General features: G+C 60.9%; 13 protein-coding genes and 1 tRNA gene. 10 read left to right on the forward strand and 4 right to left on the reverse strand.

The window, feature by feature from the left end; genetic code table 11:
- The first annotated feature begins 247 nt into the window (after positions 1–247).
- Positions 248–1753, forward strand: a complete 1506-nt coding sequence (locus tag BLR26_RS18935) for an MFS transporter (RefSeq protein ID WP_093384008.1) — start codon at positions 248–250, stop codon at positions 1751–1753.
- Here the strand turns inward: BLR26_RS18935 and BLR26_RS18940 are convergent.
- Positions 1750–2385: a TetR/AcrR family transcriptional regulator gene (locus BLR26_RS18940; RefSeq protein ID WP_093384012.1), complete on the reverse strand. Its 636-nt coding sequence runs from the start codon at positions 2383–2385 to the stop codon at positions 1750–1752. The genes BLR26_RS18935 and BLR26_RS18940 overlap by 4 nt on opposite strands.
- Before the next feature lie 366 nt (positions 2386–2751).
- On the opposite strand from BLR26_RS18940, the gene BLR26_RS18945 reads away from it, so the two are divergent.
- The 3 genes from BLR26_RS18945 (at position 2752) to BLR26_RS18955 (ending at position 7464) form a co-directional block, all read left to right on the forward strand.
- The gene (locus BLR26_RS18945) at positions 2752–3462 is read left to right on the forward strand and encodes a fimbrial biogenesis chaperone (RefSeq protein ID WP_093384017.1); all 711 of its coding nucleotides are present in this window, start codon (positions 2752–2754) and stop codon (positions 3460–3462) included.
- On the forward strand, positions 3459–4481 hold the full coding sequence (locus tag BLR26_RS18950) for a hypothetical protein (protein WP_256326744.1): 1023 nt from the start codon (positions 3459–3461) through the stop codon (positions 4479–4481). The genes BLR26_RS18945 and BLR26_RS18950 overlap by 4 nt, the downstream gene beginning before the upstream one ends.
- Positions 4482–4614: 133 nt before the next feature.
- The gene (locus BLR26_RS18955) at positions 4615–7464 is read left to right on the forward strand and encodes an HD domain-containing phosphohydrolase (protein ID WP_093384022.1); all 2850 of its coding nucleotides are present in this window, start codon (positions 4615–4617) and stop codon (positions 7462–7464) included.
- A gap of 50 nt (positions 7465–7514) precedes the next feature.
- Here the strand turns inward: BLR26_RS18955 and BLR26_RS18960 are convergent, their stop codons facing one another.
- Positions 7515–8078, reverse strand: coding sequence for a recombinase family protein (locus BLR26_RS18960; RefSeq protein ID WP_093384026.1), 564 nt, complete (start codon positions 8076–8078; stop codon positions 7515–7517).
- Between the two features lie 289 nt (positions 8079–8367).
- Between BLR26_RS18960 and BLR26_RS18965 the strand changes: the two genes are divergently transcribed.
- The 3 genes from BLR26_RS18965 (at position 8368) to BLR26_RS18975 (ending at position 11046) form a co-directional block, all read left to right on the forward strand.
- A complete protein-coding gene (locus BLR26_RS18965) occupies positions 8368–9435 on the forward strand; it encodes a fatty acid desaturase (RefSeq protein WP_093384029.1) in 1068 nt (355 codons plus the stop codon).
- A gap of 73 nt (positions 9436–9508) precedes the next feature.
- Positions 9509–10654, forward strand: a complete 1146-nt coding sequence (locus BLR26_RS18970) for a serine hydrolase domain-containing protein (protein WP_093384033.1) — start codon at positions 9509–9511, stop codon at positions 10652–10654.
- Positions 10655–10704: 50 nt separating this feature from the next.
- Entirely contained in the window at positions 10705–11046 is a 342-nt protein-coding gene (locus BLR26_RS18975; protein WP_093384039.1) for a hypothetical protein, read from the forward strand.
- 332 nt (positions 11047–11378) lie between these two features.
- Here BLR26_RS18975 and BLR26_RS18985 read toward each other — a convergent pair.
- Positions 11379–11452 (reverse strand) — tRNA-Cys (locus tag BLR26_RS18985).
- A gap of 309 nt (positions 11453–11761) precedes the next feature.
- Between BLR26_RS18985 and alkB the strand changes: the two genes are divergently transcribed.
- Together alkB and BLR26_RS18995 are read left to right on the forward strand one after the other, a co-directional pair.
- Positions 11762–12418 (forward strand): DNA oxidative demethylase AlkB, encoded by a 657-nt coding sequence (alkB, locus tag BLR26_RS18990; RefSeq protein ID WP_093384043.1) that lies wholly within the window; start codon positions 11762–11764, stop codon positions 12416–12418.
- 105 nt (positions 12419–12523) lie between these two features.
- Entirely contained in the window at positions 12524–13801 is a 1278-nt protein-coding gene (locus BLR26_RS18995) for a bifunctional O-acetylhomoserine aminocarboxypropyltransferase/cysteine synthase (protein ID WP_093384047.1), read from the forward strand.
- A 69-nt stretch (positions 13802–13870) separates the two neighbouring features.
- On the opposite strand, the gene BLR26_RS19000 is transcribed toward BLR26_RS18995, so the two are convergent.
- Positions 13871–15721, reverse strand: a complete 1851-nt coding sequence (locus BLR26_RS19000; RefSeq protein ID WP_093384052.1) for a polyurethane esterase — start codon at positions 15719–15721, stop codon at positions 13871–13873.
- 252 nt (positions 15722–15973) lie between these two features.
- On the opposite strand from BLR26_RS19000, the gene BLR26_RS19010 reads away from it, so the two are divergent.
- Complete coding sequence (locus tag BLR26_RS19010) at positions 15974–17914, forward strand: DNA topoisomerase III (RefSeq protein ID WP_093384057.1); 1941 nt, start codon at positions 15974–15976, stop codon at positions 17912–17914.
- Positions 17915–17947 lie beyond the last annotated feature (33 nt).

The following is a 17947-nucleotide window of genomic DNA, read 5'->3' on the forward strand; positions in this document are numbered from 1 at the left end:
GCTGCGTGAAAATACTGTATATCCATACAGCATTATTGACAAGAAAATTTTTCATCATACGTGCCGAGCCTGGGCACGCTTACGCGGTTCTCACTGTTGTCCCAGGGAGAAAATGACACTCGCGTTACGCCTGGCTGGCGCCTCTACGCTGGCGGAATATTTCCAACAGCCCATTGACCGACGGTCAGTCGATTAACTATGGTCTGCTTTCCCCGTTTACTTCCCGACGGTTCTGGAGACCTCAAGCATGCATCGCTACAAGCGCCCCGCCGTGCTCGCCGCCGCTTACCTGGGCACTTTTCTTGCGTCGCTGGACATCAGCATCGTCAACCTCGCCCTGCCCTCGCTGCAAAACGCCCTGGCCACCGATCTTGGCGGCTTGCAATGGGTGGTCAGCATCTACGCCGTCGCGCTCTCTGCGTTCATGCTGTCGGCAGGCCCAGTGGCAGACCGTTACGGCCACAAACGCGCCTGGCTGACGGGTGTTGCACTGTTTACTGCCGGCTCCGCGCTGTGTGCCCTGGCCGAGGCGCTGCCGATGTTGCTGTTCGGGCGAGCGGTCCAAGGTATCGCTGGCGCCTTGCTGATTCCCGGAGCCATGCCGCTGATCACCCAGGCCTTCCCCGAGCCCAGGGCCCGCGCCCACGCCATCGGTGGCTGGTCGGCCTTCAGTGCCCTGACCCTGGTGCTCGGCCCTTTGCTTGGCGGTGTACTGCTGCAGCACTTCGGCTGGCAAAGCATCTTCCTGATCAACCTGCCGCTGGGCGTCCTGGCCCTGTTACTCGGCGCCTGGGGCATCAGCGAGCGAGCCCACCCGCAACAGGCCGCACTCGACCCCTGGGGCCAGTTGCTCAGCGTGTGCTGCCTGGGCGCGTTGAGCTACGGCCTGATCCGCGCCGGCGAATCGGGTTTTGCCGCACCGGCACCCAGCCTTGCCATAGGCCTGGCGCTGATCGCGCTGCTGGCCTTGATCGCCGTGGAAAAGCGCGTAGCGCGGCCGTTGGTTCCCCTGGACCTGTTTCGTGACCGACGCTTTGCCGTCAGCAACCTGGCGTCATGGGTGCTGGGCTTTTCCAGCTACAGCAGCCTGTTTTTCTTTTCACTGTTCCTGCAACAGGCGCAAGCCCTGAGCGCCACCGAAAGCGGTTTGCGGATGATGCCGACATTCATCGCCAGCGGTGCTTTATCGTTGATGTTCGGTCGGTTGCAACGGCATTTCGCCCTGGAACACTTGCTGGCCTGGGGTTACGGGCTGATCGGCATGGCGATGACCGCCATGGCGCTACTCAGCGCCAACACGCCCTATTGGCCATTGTTACTGTGCTTTGTGACCCTCGGCCTGGGCATGGGCCTGGCCGTACCCGCCACCGGCCTGGTAGTGATGAACGCGGTTCCCGCCAGCCGCGCCGGTATTGCTTCGGCAACCATGAACGCCCTGCGCCAGACGGGCATGAGCCTGGGCATCGCCCTGCTTGGCAGCCTGATGAGCTTGCGCGCCAGTGCCGAACTGACGCGTTTGCTGACGGTTGCAGGCGTCGACGATGCGGCGACCCTGGCGCAACAAGCGGTTGCCGAGCACCCATTGAGCAGCGCCACGCCGTTGTTCGCCCAGGCCTACGCCACGGCGATGGCCGCAGGCTTCAACCTGGCAATGCTGGCTGCCGGACTGTGCAGCCTGGGATGCGCCGTGTTGCTGCAGCGGCAATTGCCGGTGCCCAGCGCGTCGGCGACCAACGAAAGTGCACAGGGTTAGGCGTTGCCGGCAGCGCCGAGCATGGCCAGGCAGGCATCGGCAACCGATTTGGCGAACGCCGTGCAGTCGTCGAGACGCTCGACGATGGCGTCGTCGCTGACCCCATGCACCGCGGCGTAGATCATCAAGGCGCTGATGCGCGGCTGCGGCAAGGCCCAGGCACCGGCGGCGCGCCCGCCTTCGAGAATGCCCTGCAACTGGTCGAGAATGTCGTTCCTGGCCTTGTTACTGCGGTCATGGTGGTGATGGTTGGTGTAGACGATGTCGTGCACCGCGAAGGTTTTCAGGTAAGTGGCGATATTGGCATGCACCCAGGCGCGCAGGCGGCCGGTCCAGTCATCAGCGGCGCACTGCTCCACCGCCTGTTCGAGTTGCTCGAGAAAGGCCTGGGTGTAGCGCTCGCCGAGGGCTACCAGCATGTCCTGCTTGGATGGGAAATAATGATAGAAGGTGCCCTTGGCCACCTGTGCCTGCTCGACGATGTCACTGATGGTCGTAGCTTCCACGCCTTTGGCCAGAAACAAACGTTGCGCCGCCGCCATCAATTCCTCCAGACGTACCTCGGCCGGCTTGGTTCTCGGCTCATTGACCGCTTTGCTAGGGGGCGCTGTGCGTAGGCGTCGCTGATTCATCAGAGGTTCCGGCAGACAAGAAAGACCCCGTAGTTTATGCGAATGCTGATGGCGCTGGCCAATAGGGCCAAAATGAGAATCGTCTGATTTCGATTCGCAGGTGGCGTAGGTAATTTGAACTTTCCATTCTGGTCAGTACGAATTAGCAATGAACTTACATAATTCGGAATTAACGCGAAGCAAGCAAGCAAGCCATTATAAGTTAGGTGCCGCCTGCTTTGCAAGTATTATATCCGTTCTTTCTGGGTGCGCGCTTACTTCGCAACCTGCAACTAGCGACTACTCGCTAGTTGCTCAATACCTCACCACACTAAAGTCCGAAAACCCCAATTACCATTGGGCGTTCATCGAGAGGCCAGATCAATAATGGCCTTCACTTCCTCGACACCCTTATCTTTCATTAAAGTCATCCTGCTGTGGCTCGCCGTCGGTAGCAGCGCTGAGGCCATAATAAAAATCGATGGCACACGACTTATTTATACAGGCCAACACCGCGAAGCCACCCTCCGCGTCACTAACGTATCGTCGCAAACCGTCGCACTTCAAGCCTGGGTCAGTTCATCCGAAGAAAACAGCAGCGATGTCCCCTTTGCCTTGGCCCAGCCTCTGATCAAACTGAATCCGCAGCAAGTAGACGTACTGCGAATACTCTACAGGGGCGAAGGCTTACCGGAAGATAGAGAATCACTGTTCTGGCTAAACGTCATGGAAATCCCCCTTAAGCCCGACAGGCAAAACAGCGTTCAAATGGCAGTCCGCCAACAGTTGAAGCTGTTTTTTCGACCGCCAGGGTTGCAAGGCACATCCTCCTCATGTATCGCCGGATTGAGCTGGAAAGTAAAGAATGTTGACTCTATCGAAGTCACCAACACCTGCGCCTTTCACCTGTCGCTGGTGGATTTGCGGATAGAAAGCAGCGACCGCAGCACCGCGCTCGACGAATACACCTTATTAAAGCCAGGCGAAACACATCTCCTGCGCAGCACTGTCGCCGCCATCCCTGCCGATGCAAAAATAATTTTCACTGAAATCAATGATATTGGGCTGCGCCACGTGCATGAGGCAAACATCCAATGAGTACGTCCTTCAGTTACTTGCGAACCCTCAAAATGATGCCCTTGAAAACGTTTGCTTTGATAATGCTGCTGGCCGCATCCGCCAGCCCGGCTACCAGTTTTGCCCTCACCTGTGTAGAAGAGGGTACAAACTCTGCTGTCATCAGCGAGTCGCTGGGCACTGCACTGGCTGTTCCCGCAGACGCTCCGGACGGCACGATAATGTGGGAATCGTCGTTATACTCAATAAACGTTAAATGTGCAGATGACTACAATTACGGTGCAGAGACTATCTACTTTCATATGAATCCCGCCAGCGTCAGTATCGGCGACGGTATACGGGCCGGCATCAGATACAATAAAACTGCCATAACCTCAAGCAGCGGAAAGGTCAGCACAGGCTTCTCTTCTCATACGTGCTGCAATTGGGTCAATTGCACAGGATGGGACAATGCCAAGTTCACCCTTACCTTCAGCATTTTTATTGAAAAATACGGCGCCACCCCCTCTTCCGGGCAAGCGGGTTCACGGCCGGACTATAGAGTGTTTCAACTGGATGGCACCGGCGGCCAAAACATCAAACCCAACAGCAACCTCAATTATGTCGTCACCGGCATCAACAACATTCGCTTTATTCCCTGCTCACCGGAGCTGACAATAACGCCAAGCACCGTCAATTTCCGCAGAGCGCTCTCTGGCACCGCAACTGTCGGAAACGTCGCTAGTAGCGCTAACTTCAGCCTGGGACTATCACGCGCCTGCGACACACCCTACACAGTAAACGCCCGATTCGCTTCCACTCCAGGCGGAGGGTCCGTCATCAACAATCTGTTGGTGCCGGCGAACAACAGCTCCGTAGGTATCTCCCTCGCTCGCGTTGATAACAACGAGAAAATCCCGTTCGACACCTGGTTCAAATTGGCAGACCTGACCGGTCGTGAGCTGAGCAAAAATGACTTCAAAGCAGACCTGATCTGGCGCGAGCCTGCTAAACCCGGGGTGTTCGAAGCCTCTGTGATCGTCGACCTGTTCTATAAGTAAGCTAACAGGCCGCTGACGGGGATTGTCAGGCGCCCATCCCAGCCTGTGCGGATTAGCAGCTAAGCTTTTCGCGATTGAGCTTCGAGTTCCTGACTACCCGTCGTTAAGTGCCAAGAGCGCAAGGTCACCCGCCATGAATGAACAGAGGCACAGCTTCTCCCTGCAATGGATGGTGGCGCTGGCCATCATGCTGGGCCTGCTGCTGCTGGGCACAGGGCTCGCCTGGCAGGGTAATCGGGCAATCCAAAAGGCGCTGGTGGCAGCCGCAGGCGATTCCGCCCTGCAGCTTGGCAAGACCATCGACGAACGGGCGCGGCGCCTGCTCGATCCGGCGCAAAGCAGCATCCGGCTGCTGGCGTTCAACCCTGGCGCAGGCACTCTGGCCGAGCGCCTGGAGCAGGTCCCGCAACTGATCGAGAGCCTGAACGCCAACAAAATGCTCAGCGCCGCCTACATCGGCTATTCCAGCGGCGAATTTCTCCTCGTTCGCCGGCTACGCGACCCGCAGCTCATGCAGCACTTCGACGCACCGGCCGGCAGCCGCTTCCTGGTGCAGAGCATCAGCAAGGGCGACGACGGCGCGTTGAAAGGCGAATGGCGCTTCTACGACCGGCAACTGACCCTGCTGCAAACACAAGCCCAGCCGGACTATCACTACGACCCCCGCCCGCGCCCCTGGTTCGTCGAGGCCTTTAGGCAATCCAGCACCGTGCTGACCCGCCCCTACGTGTTCTTCACCACCCGCGAGGTCGGCATCACCCTGGCCCAGCGCAGCGTCGATGGCGCCGCAGTGATCGGCATGGATGTCTCGGTCGATGACCTGGCCAGCGAGAGCCGCGACCTGCGCATGACCGCCGGCACCGAGACGGTGGTTATCGACCAGCAGGGCAACGTGGTGGCGTACCCGGACCTGCAGCGGGTGATTGTGCAAGAAGGTGACGCGGTGCGCCTGTCACACGTAGCCGAGCTGGGGGTGCCCAGCCTCGAGCACCTTTATGCCAGCCCGAGCCTGGGCCCTGCGCCGCAACCGTTCCAGGTACAAGGCAAGACCTGGTACGGCATGCGCATACCGCTGACGACCCTGGCCGGGCAAGACCTGCAGGTGCTGATCGCGGTACCTGGCAACGAACTGCTTGCCGACGCGCGCAAGGTGCTCTGGGAACAGGTGCTGTGGACGGCGGTGCTGATGGTCGTGCTGCTGTTTCTGGGGGGCGTGCTTGGCCAGCGCATTGGCCACTCGCTGCGGCTGCTGGCCGAGCAAGTACGGGGCCTGGCCGGTTTTGATTTCAGCCGCGAGGTGGGGGTGCAATCGCGGGTGTCCGAGGTGCGGGAATTGAGTCAGGTGCTGAGCCAGATGTCCGCAACCATCCTCAACTTCCAGGCCATCACCCTCACCCTCAGCCGCGAAACCCAGCTGGAGCGCATGCTCGACGGCGTCCTCAGCCATCTGGTGGACGCCGCCAGGGCAAGCGCTGGCGCGGTGTACCTGTTCGACGCCGAGCGTGGCCTGCTGCGCCTGGCTGCCGCTTGCCGAGGCAGCGGTTACCCTGCGCAACTTGCGGTCGACGAAAACCAGCATGAGGATCTGCCAAGCACTGTGACACGCGCCCTGAAGCTGGGCCGACGCAGCCATGCGGTGGTGCTCCGGGACCGCAGCCAGGCGCTGCTCGGCATTTTGCTGTTGCAACTGCAAGATGAGCCGGCGGGCGATGAGGTCGGCCAACCGTTCCGGCGTTTTGTCGAGGAATTGTCCGGCGCGGCCGCCGTGGCCATCGAAACCCGCCAGTTGGTCGAGGCCCAGCAACAGTTGCTGGATGCCATGATCAAGCTGCTGGCCGATGCCATCGACGCCAAGAGTCCTTACACCGGCGGCCATTGCGAACGGGTACCGCAACTGGCGCAAATGCTGCTCGACCAGGTTGCGCTGGCTGACAGCGGCCCCTACGCCGAGTTCAGCATGACCGAGGCCGAGCGCTATGAGTTTCGCGTCGCCGCCTGGCTTCACGATTGCGGCAAGATCACCAGCCCCGAGCATGTGGTCGACAAGGCGACCAAGCTGGAGGCCCTGTACAACCGAATCCACGAGGTACGCATGCGCTTCGAGGTGCTCTGGCGCGATGCCGAGCTTGCCTACTGGCAAGGGCTGGCCAACGGCGAGCCGCCGCAGCGGCTGCAAGCAACCCTGGCGCACTGCCAGGCGCAATTACAGGAAGACTTCGCCTTCGTCGCCAGGGCCAATGCCGGTGGCGAGTTCATGGAAGAAGCCGACATCGAGCGACTGCAGCAAATTGGCCAGCGCCGCTGGTGGCGGCATTTCGACAACCGCCTGGGCATTTCCCGCGAGGAAGATGAACGCTTCAAGGATGTGCCGCCGGCGCAACTGCCGGTGGACGAGCCGCTACTGGCCGACCGTCCCGAGCACCGGGTGCCCTGGGGCGCGCGCAAGCCGCCGGTGCTCAAGGACGACCCGCGCAACCATTGGGGCTTCGACATGCGCCTGCCGGCCAACGCCAGCAACCTGGGCGAGCTGTACAACCTGTCGATCCGGCGTGGCACGTTGAACGACGAGGAGCGCTTCAAGATCAACGAGCACATCGTGCAGACCATCGTCATGCTCAACGCCCTGCCGTTCCCGCGCCACCTCAAGCGCGTGCCGGTCATCGCCGGCAACCACCACGAGAAAATGGACGGCAGTGGTTATCCGCGTCGGCTGGGCAAAGATCAGTTGGGCATTGCCGAGCGGGTGATGGCGATCGCCGACATCTTCGAAGCGCTCACCGCCGCAGACCGGCCGTACAAGACGCCCAAGACCCTGTCCGAGTCGGTGAAGATCCTGGTGTTCATGGCCCGCGACAAGCACATCGATGGCGACCTGTTGCGGCTGTTCCTCAGCAGCGGGGTCTATCGCCAGTATGCCGAGCGGTTCTTGCAGCCCGAGCAGATCGACAAGGTGGATGTCGAGCACTGGCTGCGGCAGATATAGCGGCGAACAACGCTGCACGCCAGCGCAGGCCGCCATGCGCTGGACAGTCGCTAGGTCGATTTCAAGTACCGATAAAGTGTCTGACGGCTGATATCAAAATCACGCGCCAATTTGGATTTACTTTCTCCTGCACCGGCGCGGTCAATTAAACTTACAACCTGATTGTCAGACAGTTTCTTCTTGCGCCCACTGTAAGATCCACGATTTTTGGCAGCGGCAATACCGGCTGCCTGTTTTTCCCTGGCCACAACGCGTTCAAACTCTGCAAGTGCCTCCATTACCGAAATAATAGGCCGTACAACCTCCAGATCGTCATGCCGGAACACCAGGCTTTCGTTCAAAAACTCCAGCGTTACCTGCTTTTCAACCAACTGTCGAATCAGCGTGCACAGCTGCTCGGTACTGGAGCTGAGCGATGCCATGCTGTCCACTACCACAGTATCCCCGCCCTGTATGTAGCGAAACAGCTTTTCAAGGCCTGCACGATTGGCGGCATTGTCCGTAGGTTCATCGCAAAACACGGCGTCAAATACATCATGGCTGGTTCTTTTCTCTACGCGGCCCTCGGCGTCTTGTAGAGAGAGCCGGAGATATTTGATGCGGTGCAATCTCATGGTGCCTCCTTGGCATTAGCTGTACGCCGTACTCAAAACTTATACAAACTGTAACTAAATCATCAAATCCTTACACAAACGCCTGTCACACTTAGCCCACCCAAAATACACAGTTGCAAAGACTTAAACTTACCTTATCATTTTGAAGCTTGAAATGATCCTAACAAGTTTTTGCCACACCGTCGATTTCGCAGTTCTTGAATGAGCCGCGTCCATTCACGCGGCGAGTGCGAATGCGCCTGTTTTACCGTGCACACGCAATTCCCCGACGTAAACAGAGGATACAGGGATGAATGCCTTGGAAAACACCGTCGAAACTGACCAGTCAATTACCGACCAGGAAAAAATTGAAAATGTAACCCGGCGCATTACCGAGCATGGTAATTACCTGCGCAAGCGTTATCCGATCTTGCAGTATCAAAGTGCCTTGGGCGCGAGTGTCATGGTATTTTCCCTGGTGGGAATGGTGGTTACCGGCGGGCTCTACCTGAAGGGTTTTATCCCGGCATGGACGTGTATTTTAATCAACGCGCTGTTGACGTCGTTCATACACGAAATTGAACATGATCTGATTCATCGCCTTTATTTCAGAAAGCAGCCGCTGGCCCATAACGCCATGATGTTCATGTGCTGGCTGGCCCGGCCAGGAATGCCCAGCCCGTGGCTAAGGCGCAGCCTGCATTTTCACCATCACAAGGAGTCCGGCACGGATTCGGATGTCGAAGCATGGATCACCACCAGTGGCAACCCGTGGGGCGTATTGCGGCTGTTGAAACTGATGGATGGATTTATATTTGGATTTTTAAATGCGATCCTCGCACCGGGATGGCGGCAAAAGGTAAGGTTGTTAGGCAAAATCATTCGCCTCAATACACCGTTCGGGCTTTTGTACTGGGGCTGCTGGTACGTATTTCTCGGCTATCACCTGTATGGGTGGCTGGGGTCAATCATCGGCGCCGAAGTTCACCGCTCTGCGGCAACCCTGGCACTGATGGATGTCGTTAATAGCGTCGTGGTTATCCTTATCGCGCCGAACCTGATACGGCAGTTTTGCCTGTTCTTTATAAGTTCAAACATGCACTATTATGGCGATGTCGCTCCGCGCAATGCGCTGCAACAAACCCAGGTAATGAACCCGTGGTGGCTGTGGCCGTTTCAGTTGTTCTGCTTCAACTTCGGCAGCACCCACAGCATTCACCATTTCGTGGTAAGAGACCCATTTTATCTTCGCCAGATGACCGCACCGTATGCGCATAAAGTCATGGCCGAGGCGGGTGTGCGCTTCAATGACTTCGGCACTTACAAACGAGCCAACCGTTTTTCCATGAACCACGCTCAAACTCGCTCGCGGGGTTGATGGCGGCGGCCGACGCTGCGCCATCAATGTTTTGGCCCTCGGTAATGGTGTTCAGCTACAAGGAGTGTGAAATATGAAAGCGCAAGGGATATGTGCGAGTCAGTTCGACGCGGTCAGGCAGGCCTTCGAGGACATGTTTGATGATCCGCAGGAGCGCGGGGCCGGGCTCTGCGTGCAGATTGACGGAGAGATGGTTGTCGACCTGTGGGCCGGCGTGGCGGACCAGGAAGGCACCAGGCCCTGGACCCGCGACACGCTGGCCAACACCTTCTGCGTGGTGAAACCCTATGTCGCGGTGGCGGTACTGATGCTGGTTGAACAGGGCAAGCTGGAGCTCGATGCGCCGGTTGCCCGTTACTGGCCTGAGTTCGCCCAGAATGGCAAGGCAAAGGTCACATTGCGCCAAGTGATGAGCCACACCGCAGGCCTGCCGGCGCTACGCGCCCCCGACCATAACGCCATGATGTATGACTGGGAGCATATGGTCCGGGTTCTGGCCGCCGAGCCGCTTTGGTGGGAAGCGGGAACCGACCTGGGCTACGGCACCACCACCTTTGGCTGGATTCTCGGCGAGTTGATTCGGCGGGTGGACGGACGAGACCCCTGCGACTTTATCCACGCAGAGATTCTGCAGCCCCATGGCCTGGACGTTCACCTTGGCGTCGACGAAAAACACTTTCACCGTATCGCCCGTTTCGACAGCGCCAGGGGGCGGGTCGGTGACCCTTACTCGCAAGGCTTGCGCGCCGTGCTGAAAAACCAGCCAACGCACATCGCGACCTTCGCCTTCACCAACCCCGGCATGGTGCCTAAACGCACCAGCGACCCGCGCTGGTGGGCCTATCGGCAACCGGGTGTGTGCGGGCATGGCACCGCGCACGGCCTGGCCGGTTTCTACAGCGCACTATTGGCAGGCAACTTCATCGGGCGCGAACTGCTCAATGAGTTCAGGCGAGAACACAGTCATGGCATGGATCGGGTCTGGATGCGGCCAATGCGTTACGGACTGGGCTGCATGCTTGAGCAGCAACGCGATCCGACGGCCTCCCACGCCATGGGCCCGCAGACTTTTGGCCATATCGGGCTTGGCGGCCCGATAAGTTTCGCCGATCCCGAACGGCAAGTGAGCTTTGGTTTTGTCACCACCACCTCGGGCAGTCATACGATGATCGATCCGCGCCCTAGCCGGCTGTCATCGCTGGTCTATGCGGCGCTTTGATTCAGGGGCTGCCTGGGGGTAGGATGGCCGCCCTGATAAGGAGATCAAGATTGCAGCCATCCGAAAAACAATGCCCCTTCTGCGCCGAAACCATCAAGGCGCAAGCGCGACGCTGCAGGCATTGCCATGCCGACCTGAGCAAGAAAACCATAGGCGTCTTTGCCAAGACAGGCATTACGGTTGTTGTCCTTGGCATTGTTTTGCTTGGGTTCGGCGCATTTGTCGCAAGCTCACCTCAAAGCAAGGAACAGTCCGAAGCGCAAGCTGCAATTGACCTCTGCCGCGAACGCGAAGCGTCTTATACGGGTCCTGCCAATGGGCGCAGCATAATCAGCAGTGCCTGCCAGAAGATCGAGGATGAACTGCGGGGTAAATTCGGGCACGCACCGTAAGCCACTGCATTGCCCTTTAGAAGAGCTGGAGCGAGACGGCATTATCGGCTCGCTTGTGCCATGACACTCCTGGCAGAGGCCGGGGCCGTCAAGCGCTCTTGCGCCGCTGGACACGCCGGTGCACAGCAAAAGCGATGTTCGGCAACATCATGATTGTGAACATGCCCCAAAATCCGACCTTGCCGGCGCCATGTAGGTAGCCACCCAGCGCGATGAAAGCCACTGTAAGCAAGAATTGAAGCGATACGAATTTCTCTAGACCTCTCATCCTGACTCCTTTTCTGCGCGCAAAGAAAAACCCCGCAGACGTTAATCTGCGGGGCTTTCAATAATGGAGGCCGAGGTCGGAATCGAACCGGCGTAGACGGATTTGCAATCCGGAGCATAACCACTTTGCTACTCGGCCTCAAATGCCCGAGACCCTGAAACTGCGATCTCAAACATGTACAACTCTTTAAGGAAACAACTTGCTAAAACTGCTATCTCCTTGAAAACGCTAGGCTTTTTTCGTGCCTCGTTTTCGATGGACGCAATTATGTACTCATTCCCCTGCTCTGGCAACCCCTTGAATTCAAAAAGTTTTATTTTTTTCTTCGAGGGGCTTCGGGCGCCCTGCAGTGCGGGCTTTGCGCGCAAGTAACAGGGTGACAGCACAGGCGCCAAAGCGCGTTACTATACAGGCTCTACACACCATCCGCTGCCCAGATTGCTGCTTATGATGCAAACCGAACTGGACCTGTTCAACCCCGCCAGCCCCGCCGAGCCGCAATGGATCGGCAAGCAGGCCGTGGTGTTTCCCGGCTTTGCCCTGGCCTGGGTCGAGGCGCTGCTGCCTGAGTTGCGCAAGGTCATCGCCTGCGCGCCGTTTCGGCACATGGTCACCCCCGGTGGCCTGAACATGGCGGTAGGTTTGACCAACTGCGGGGCGCTGGGCTGGGTCAGTGATCGCCGCGGTTATCGCTACAGCCCGGTCGACCCACTCAGCCAGCAGCCCTGGCCAGCGCTGCCAGCGGCGTTGAGCGAGCTGGCAGCGCTGGCCGCTGCAGCCGCAGGCTTTGCCAATTTTCAGCCCGATGCCTGCCTGGTCAACTGCTACCAGCCGGGCAACCGCCTGAGCCTGCACCAGGACCGCGATGAGCGCGATTACAGCCAGCCGATTGTTTCGGTGTCGCTGGGTTTGCCGGCGGTGTTCCAGTTCGGCGGCCACAGCCGCAGCGAAGCCACGCAGCGCATCGGCCTGCGCCATGGCGATGTGATGGTCTGGGGCGGCGCAGACCGCCTGCGCTTTCATGGCGTGCTGCCGCTCAAACCGGGCAGTCACCCTGTGCTGGGCAGCCGGCGGATCAACCTGACCTTGCGCAAGGCAGGCTAGGCAGCTCGAAATTGCGTAGCAAGCCCGCGCCTGCAGGCCTTGACCGTCGCTCCCTGGCCGCTCCATGCTCTAGCCCCCTTCCCCCGACTTTCAAGGAACGATTGCATGAAGCTGGAAACCCTGGCCATCCACGCGGGCTTCAGCCCCGACCCGAGCACCAAGGCCGTCGCGGTACCGATCTACCAGACCACCTCTTTTGCCTTCGACGACACCCAGCACGGTGCCGACCTGTTTGACCTGAAAGTCGCCGGCAACATCTATAGCCGGATCATGAACCCCACCAACGACGTGCTTGAACAGCGCATGGCGGCGCTGGAAGGCGGCGTCGGTGCGCTGGCCGTGGCCTCGGGCATGGCCGCGATCACCTACGCGATCCAGACCGTGGCCGAAGCCGGTGACAACATCGTCTCGGTGGCCAAGCTCTACGGCGGCACCTACAACCTGCTGGCCCATACCCTGCCGCGCTTCGGCATCCAGACCCGTTTTGCCGCCCACGACGACATCGCCGCCCTCGAAGCGCTGATCGACAGCCGCACCAAGGCAGTGTTCTGCGAGTCGATCGGCAACCCGGCCGGCAATATCGTCGACCTCCAGGCCCTGGCCGATGCCGCCCACCGCCATGGCGTACCGCTGATCGTCGACAACACCGTGGCCACGCCGATCCTCTGCCGGCCGTTCGAGCACGGCGCCGATATCGTCGTCCACTCGCTGACCAAGTACATCGGCGGCCACGGCACCAGCATCGGTGGCATCGTAATCGACTCGGGCAAGTTCCCCTGGGCCGACAACAAAGAGCGCTTCGCCCTGCTCAACACCCCCGACCCGTCCTACCACGGCGTGACCTACACCGAAGCCTTTGGCCCTGCGGCCTTTATCGGCCGCTGCCGGGTGGTGCCGCTGCGCAACACCGGCGCGGCGCTGTCGCCATTCAACGCTTTCCTCATTCTGCAAGGCCTGGAAACCCTGGCCCTGCGCATGGAGCGGCACACCGAGAACGCGCTCAAGGTCGCCCACTATCTGCAAGGCCATGAGCAGGTCGCCTGGGTGAAGTACGCCGGTCTGCCCGATCACCCCGAGAACGAACTGGCCCGGCGCTACACCGAAGGCAAGCCGGCTTCGATCCTGTCGTTCGGGATCAAGGGCGGCCAGGAGGCCGGTGCGCGCTTTATCGATGCGCTGCAGCTGGTGGTGCGCCTGGTCAATATCGGCGATGCCAAATCCCTGGCCTGCCACCCGGCCTCCACCACCCATCGCCAGCTCAACGATGAAGAACTCGAACGCGCCGGCGTGCCGCGGGACATGGTGCGCCTGTCGATCGGCATCGAACACAGCGATGACATCATTGCCGACCTGAGCCAGGCGCTGGAGGCCAGCCGCGGCTGATGCTGTCCGACCACATCAGCGCGGCCTGACTGCGCAGGATCGCTTGAGGCTAGCGGGCGCAGCGGTGACTCAAGCGATCACCACCTGCGCCGCACTCAGGCTATCTGCCGACACCCCGACCAGGGTCACGCTATCGCTACCGAAGCTCAGCACCGCATCACTGCCCACCTGGCTCAGGTGCTGGCGAATGTCCGGTTGCGCCGTGCCACCCTCGACGCCGATGAATACCAGTCGGTCATCGGCGTCGAAGCCCTGTACCTGATCCTGGCCGAAGTGGCCGCTGAACAGGAAGGTGTCGCTGCCACCGCCCGATACCAGCACGTCGTTGCCGGCGCCACCGACCAACACGTCGTTGCCACGGCCACCTTGCAGATGGTCGTTGCCGTCCAGGCCAAACAGCCATTGGCCTTGCGCGCCCGCCTTGAGGCTGTCATTGCCTGGCGTACCGTTCTGGCTGGCGGCGTAGGCGTGAACCTTGCCGCTGCTCAGCAGCCCCGCCGGGTCGATCTGGTGGCTGACTTGCTTGCTGAAGAACAGCAGGCTCGATTCCTTGCTGACCAGGGTTTCGACCTGCTTGACCAGGCTGATGCCGCCGCTGCTGTCACGCAGGTACAGGGTGCCGTTGCCATCACGGGCGACATCAAATTTGTCCAGCGCCTGGCCGAGCTTCAAGGTGTCGTGGCCGGCGCCGCCGTCGATCAGGTTGTAGCCGCCATCGTCACGGAAAGTGTCGTTGCCGGCGCGCCCTTCCAGGTAATCATTGCCGCGCCCGCCATGAATCAGGTCGCCGGCGTCGGAGCCGATGATAAAGGTGCTGCCCTTGTGCGCTTCGGCGTTGCGGTTCAGGTCCTCGACCCAGGTCGAGCCACGGCGAACGTCGGACAGGTTGCTGACGACAATGGTCGAGTCCTTGGCCGTCCATTCATAGAATGCCGAGTCCAGCACCCGCCCCAGGCCGTCGCCGTAGGCGCTCGGCAAGTGCGAGAGCCAGGTGGCGATGTTGCCGATCGAGTACGGCAGCAGGTTCCAGGCATCGGAGGCATAGTGGTCGTTGAAGTTGACGATGTTGTCGGTGCTCGAAGGCTTGGCCGCATCATGCACACCGAAGGTTGCCCAGTCGGCTTTCGAGCCATTGAGCGCGCGGAACACCGGGTCGTTCTCGTAGCCGATGTTCAGCACCTTGCTGCTGTCGCTGGCCTGGGTGGGTGAGGCAAAGGCAACGTAGCGGGCGTCCTGATAGAAGCCGCCCCAGGTGTCGTTGCTAAGCTCGGCCAGGCTGTTGACACCAAGGCCACCGAGGCTGTGGCCACTGACGGTGATGTCGCTGCCGCTCAGGCCGTTGGCCTGGGCGAACCGGGCGACATCATCGAACAGCCGGCCGAAGGCATTGGCGGCGTAGTTCTTGGCAAAGTCAGCCGGGCCAAAGGCCGCCATCAGGTCGTGGATGGCATCGCTGATGGTGTCGCCAATCAGGTTTTCCCGCGGCCCGCTGGTGCCGCGAAAGGCGATGCCCAGGCCGCTTAACTGGCCGGCGGCGTCGTACTTGCCAAGTATCTCGACCTGGGCACTGGTGTAGCCGCGGGTTTCACCATGGAAGGTGCCACGAAAATCCGTAGTGCCCTGGTAACCCAGCTGGCTGGCGCTGATCGGCGTCCAGCCGGCGGCCTTGACCGCAGCCAGGGCCTGGGCTTCGGCGTCGGGGTTCCAGGGGATGCCAGGGATCGCGCCCTGGCTGTCGGTGCCGCCGATCAGGGCCTTGATCAAGGTGGCCGGTAAACCGAGGCCAAAACCGTGCTGCTGGTAGCCAACGGCAAAGCCGTTGTCGATGCCGTGGTAGGCATACAGAGTCAGCGCCATGGCGTCGCTGTAGAGGGCTTTGGAAGCGGCGCTGTCGAGGTGGCGGTAATCGAAAACAGGCATGGCTATACATCCTTGTGCAGGTGGCAGGTAACCCTGGCGACATCGTCCGTTGACACACCCGTGGGCAAACCCAAACGCTGCCACAGGGGCAATTGGCCCGTCCATGGCAACATCGATGGCAAGCTGGCCAAAAGCGCGGGGGATTCTTCGTCAGCACCGGCAACATCAAGCTGTATATCCATACAGATAAAACTTGCCACGCCCCTCAATCCTGCGCATCCTATGGCCTTCACCCACCATAGATCGAACGGCATGCGCCTGTTTCTCTGCGAAAAGCCTTCCCAGGCCAAAGACATCGCCAAGGTTCTCGGCGCCAACCGCCGTGGCGACGGCTGCTGGGTCGGCACCGAGGTTACCGTCACCTGGTGCATCGGCCACTTGCTCGAGACCGCTCCACCCGACAGCTACGACGCGCGTTACAAGCGCTGGGTACTGGCCGACCTGCCGATCGTGCCCGAAAAGTGGAAGATGCTGGTCAAGCCCAAGACCGCCAGCCAGTTCAAGGCGGTCAAGCGCCTGCTCGGCGAGGCCCGCGAGCTGGTGATCGCCACCGACGCCGACCGCGAAGGCGAGATGATCGCCCGCGAGCTGGTCGAGCATTGCCGCTACCGCGGGCCGATCAACCGCCTGTGGCTGTCGGCACTGGACGACGCCTCCATCCGCAAGGCCCTGGCGGCGCTCAAGCCCGGTAGCGAAACCTTCAGCCTCTACCATTCGGCCCTGGGCCGCTCGCGGGCCGACTGGCTGATCGGCATGAACATGAGCCGGCTGTTCACCCTGCTCGGTCGCCAGTCCGGCTATCAGGGCGTACTGCCTGTGGGTCGGGTGCAAACGCCGACCTTGCGCCTGGTGGTCGACCGCGACCGCACCATCGCCGACTTCGTGCCGGTGGCCTACTGGGCCATCGACGTGCAGTTGCAAAGCGCCGGCGAGCCATTCGCCGCGCAGTGGCGCGCCGCCGAAGATGCCTGTGACGACCAGGGCCGCTGCCTGAACCAGGTCCTGGCCCGGCAGGCCGCCGCCGCCATCGGCGCGGCCAGCAGTGCGCGGGTGGTCAAAGTGGCCACCGAGCGCGTGCGCGAAGCAGCACCGCTGCCCTTCGACCTGGGTACCTTGCAGGAGCTGTGCTCGAAGAAGTTCGGCCTCGGCGCCCAGGAAACCCTCGACATCGCCCAGGCCCTGTACGAGACCCACAAGCTGATCACCTACCCGCGCAGCGACTGCGGCTACCTGCCGTTAAGCCAGCACAGCGAGGCGCCGGCCATTCTCGCCGCCTTGCAGCGCGCCGACGCGAGCCTTGCGCCGCTGCAGCCGCACCTGCAGGCCCAGCGCCGTTCACGGGCCTGGAACGATGCCAAGGTCAGTGCCCACCACGGCATCATCCCCACCGCCGCCGCCAGCGACCCGTCGCGCCTGCCGGGCAAACACAAGGCGGTCTATACCCTGATCCGCGCCCGCTACCTGGCGCAGTTTTTGCCCAACCACGAATACGACCGTACCCAGGCCGAGTTCGATTGCGCAGGCCAGGCGTTGCGCGCGGTGGGCAAGCAGATTGTCGAGCCGGGCTGGCGCCGCGCCCTGCCCGAGGCCCTGACCCCGGCCAAAGGCCGTGAGGCGCCGGTGGCCCAGGTACTGCCGCTACTGCGCGAAGGCCAGGACTGCACGGTGGCCGCGGTCACCCTCAAGGACCTCTGGACCCAGCCGCCCAAGCCGTTCACCGAGGGCGACCTGATCAAGGCCATGAAGAACGTCGCCAAGCTGGTGGACGACCCGCGCCTCAAGCAAAAGCTCAAGGACACCACCGGCATCGGCACCGAGGCCACCCGTGCCGGAATCATCCAGGGCCTGCTCGATCGCGGTTACCTGGTCAAGAACGGCAAGGCCCTGAGCGCTACCCCGGCAGCCTTCAGCCTGATCGATGCGGTGCCGCGGGCAATTGCCGACCCGGGCACCACGGCGATCTGGGAGCAGGCGCTGGACATGGTGCAAAGCGGCGAAATGAGCCTTGAAGAGTTCGTCGCCAAGCAATCAGCGTGGATGAGCAAGCAGGTGGAGCGTTGTGCCGGCCTGCGCCTGACCATCAGCGGCCCGGCGACCCCGGCCGGGCGCGGTGGCACGCCGTGGAAGAAAAAGCGCAAGAGCAGCGCTGCGGCAGGCAAGCGAACGCGCAAGCCGAAGGCAAAAGCGCAGTGAGATTGCTGGCCTTGCCGGCGAAGAGGCCCTCAC

The sequence above is a fragment of the Pseudomonas sp. UC 17F4 genome, assembly GCF_900101695.1.
In the GTDB taxonomy this organism is placed as follows: Bacteria; Pseudomonadota; Gammaproteobacteria; order Pseudomonadales; family Pseudomonadaceae; genus Aquipseudomonas.

Coding starts and splice junctions, on each gene's coding strand:
- BLR26_RS18935 (WP_093384008.1), top strand. CDS start 248: ATGCATCGCTACAAGCGCCCCGCCGTGCTCGCCGCCGCTTACCTGGGC.
- BLR26_RS18940 (WP_093384012.1), bottom strand. CDS start 2,385: ATGAATCAGCGACGCCTACGCACAGCGCCCCCTAGCAAAGCGGTCAAT.
- BLR26_RS18945 (WP_093384017.1), top strand. CDS start 2,752: ATGGCCTTCACTTCCTCGACACCCTTATCTTTCATTAAAGTCATCCTG.
- BLR26_RS18950 (WP_256326744.1), top strand. CDS start 3,459: ATGAGTACGTCCTTCAGTTACTTGCGAACCCTCAAAATGATGCCCTTG.
- BLR26_RS18955 (WP_093384022.1), top strand. CDS start 4,615: ATGAATGAACAGAGGCACAGCTTCTCCCTGCAATGGATGGTGGCGCTG.
- BLR26_RS18960 (WP_093384026.1), bottom strand. CDS start 8,078: ATGAGATTGCACCGCATCAAATATCTCCGGCTCTCTCTACAAGACGCC.
- BLR26_RS18965 (WP_093384029.1), top strand. CDS start 8,368: ATGAATGCCTTGGAAAACACCGTCGAAACTGACCAGTCAATTACCGAC.
- BLR26_RS18970 (WP_093384033.1), top strand. CDS start 9,509: ATGAAAGCGCAAGGGATATGTGCGAGTCAGTTCGACGCGGTCAGGCAG.
- alkB (WP_093384043.1), top strand. CDS start 11,762: ATGATGCAAACCGAACTGGACCTGTTCAACCCCGCCAGCCCCGCCGAG.
- BLR26_RS18995 (WP_093384047.1), top strand. CDS start 12,524: ATGAAGCTGGAAACCCTGGCCATCCACGCGGGCTTCAGCCCCGACCCG.
- BLR26_RS19000 (WP_093384052.1), bottom strand. CDS start 15,721: ATGCCTGTTTTCGATTACCGCCACCTCGACAGCGCCGCTTCCAAAGCC.
- BLR26_RS19010 (WP_093384057.1), top strand. CDS start 15,974: ATGCGCCTGTTTCTCTGCGAAAAGCCTTCCCAGGCCAAAGACATCGCC.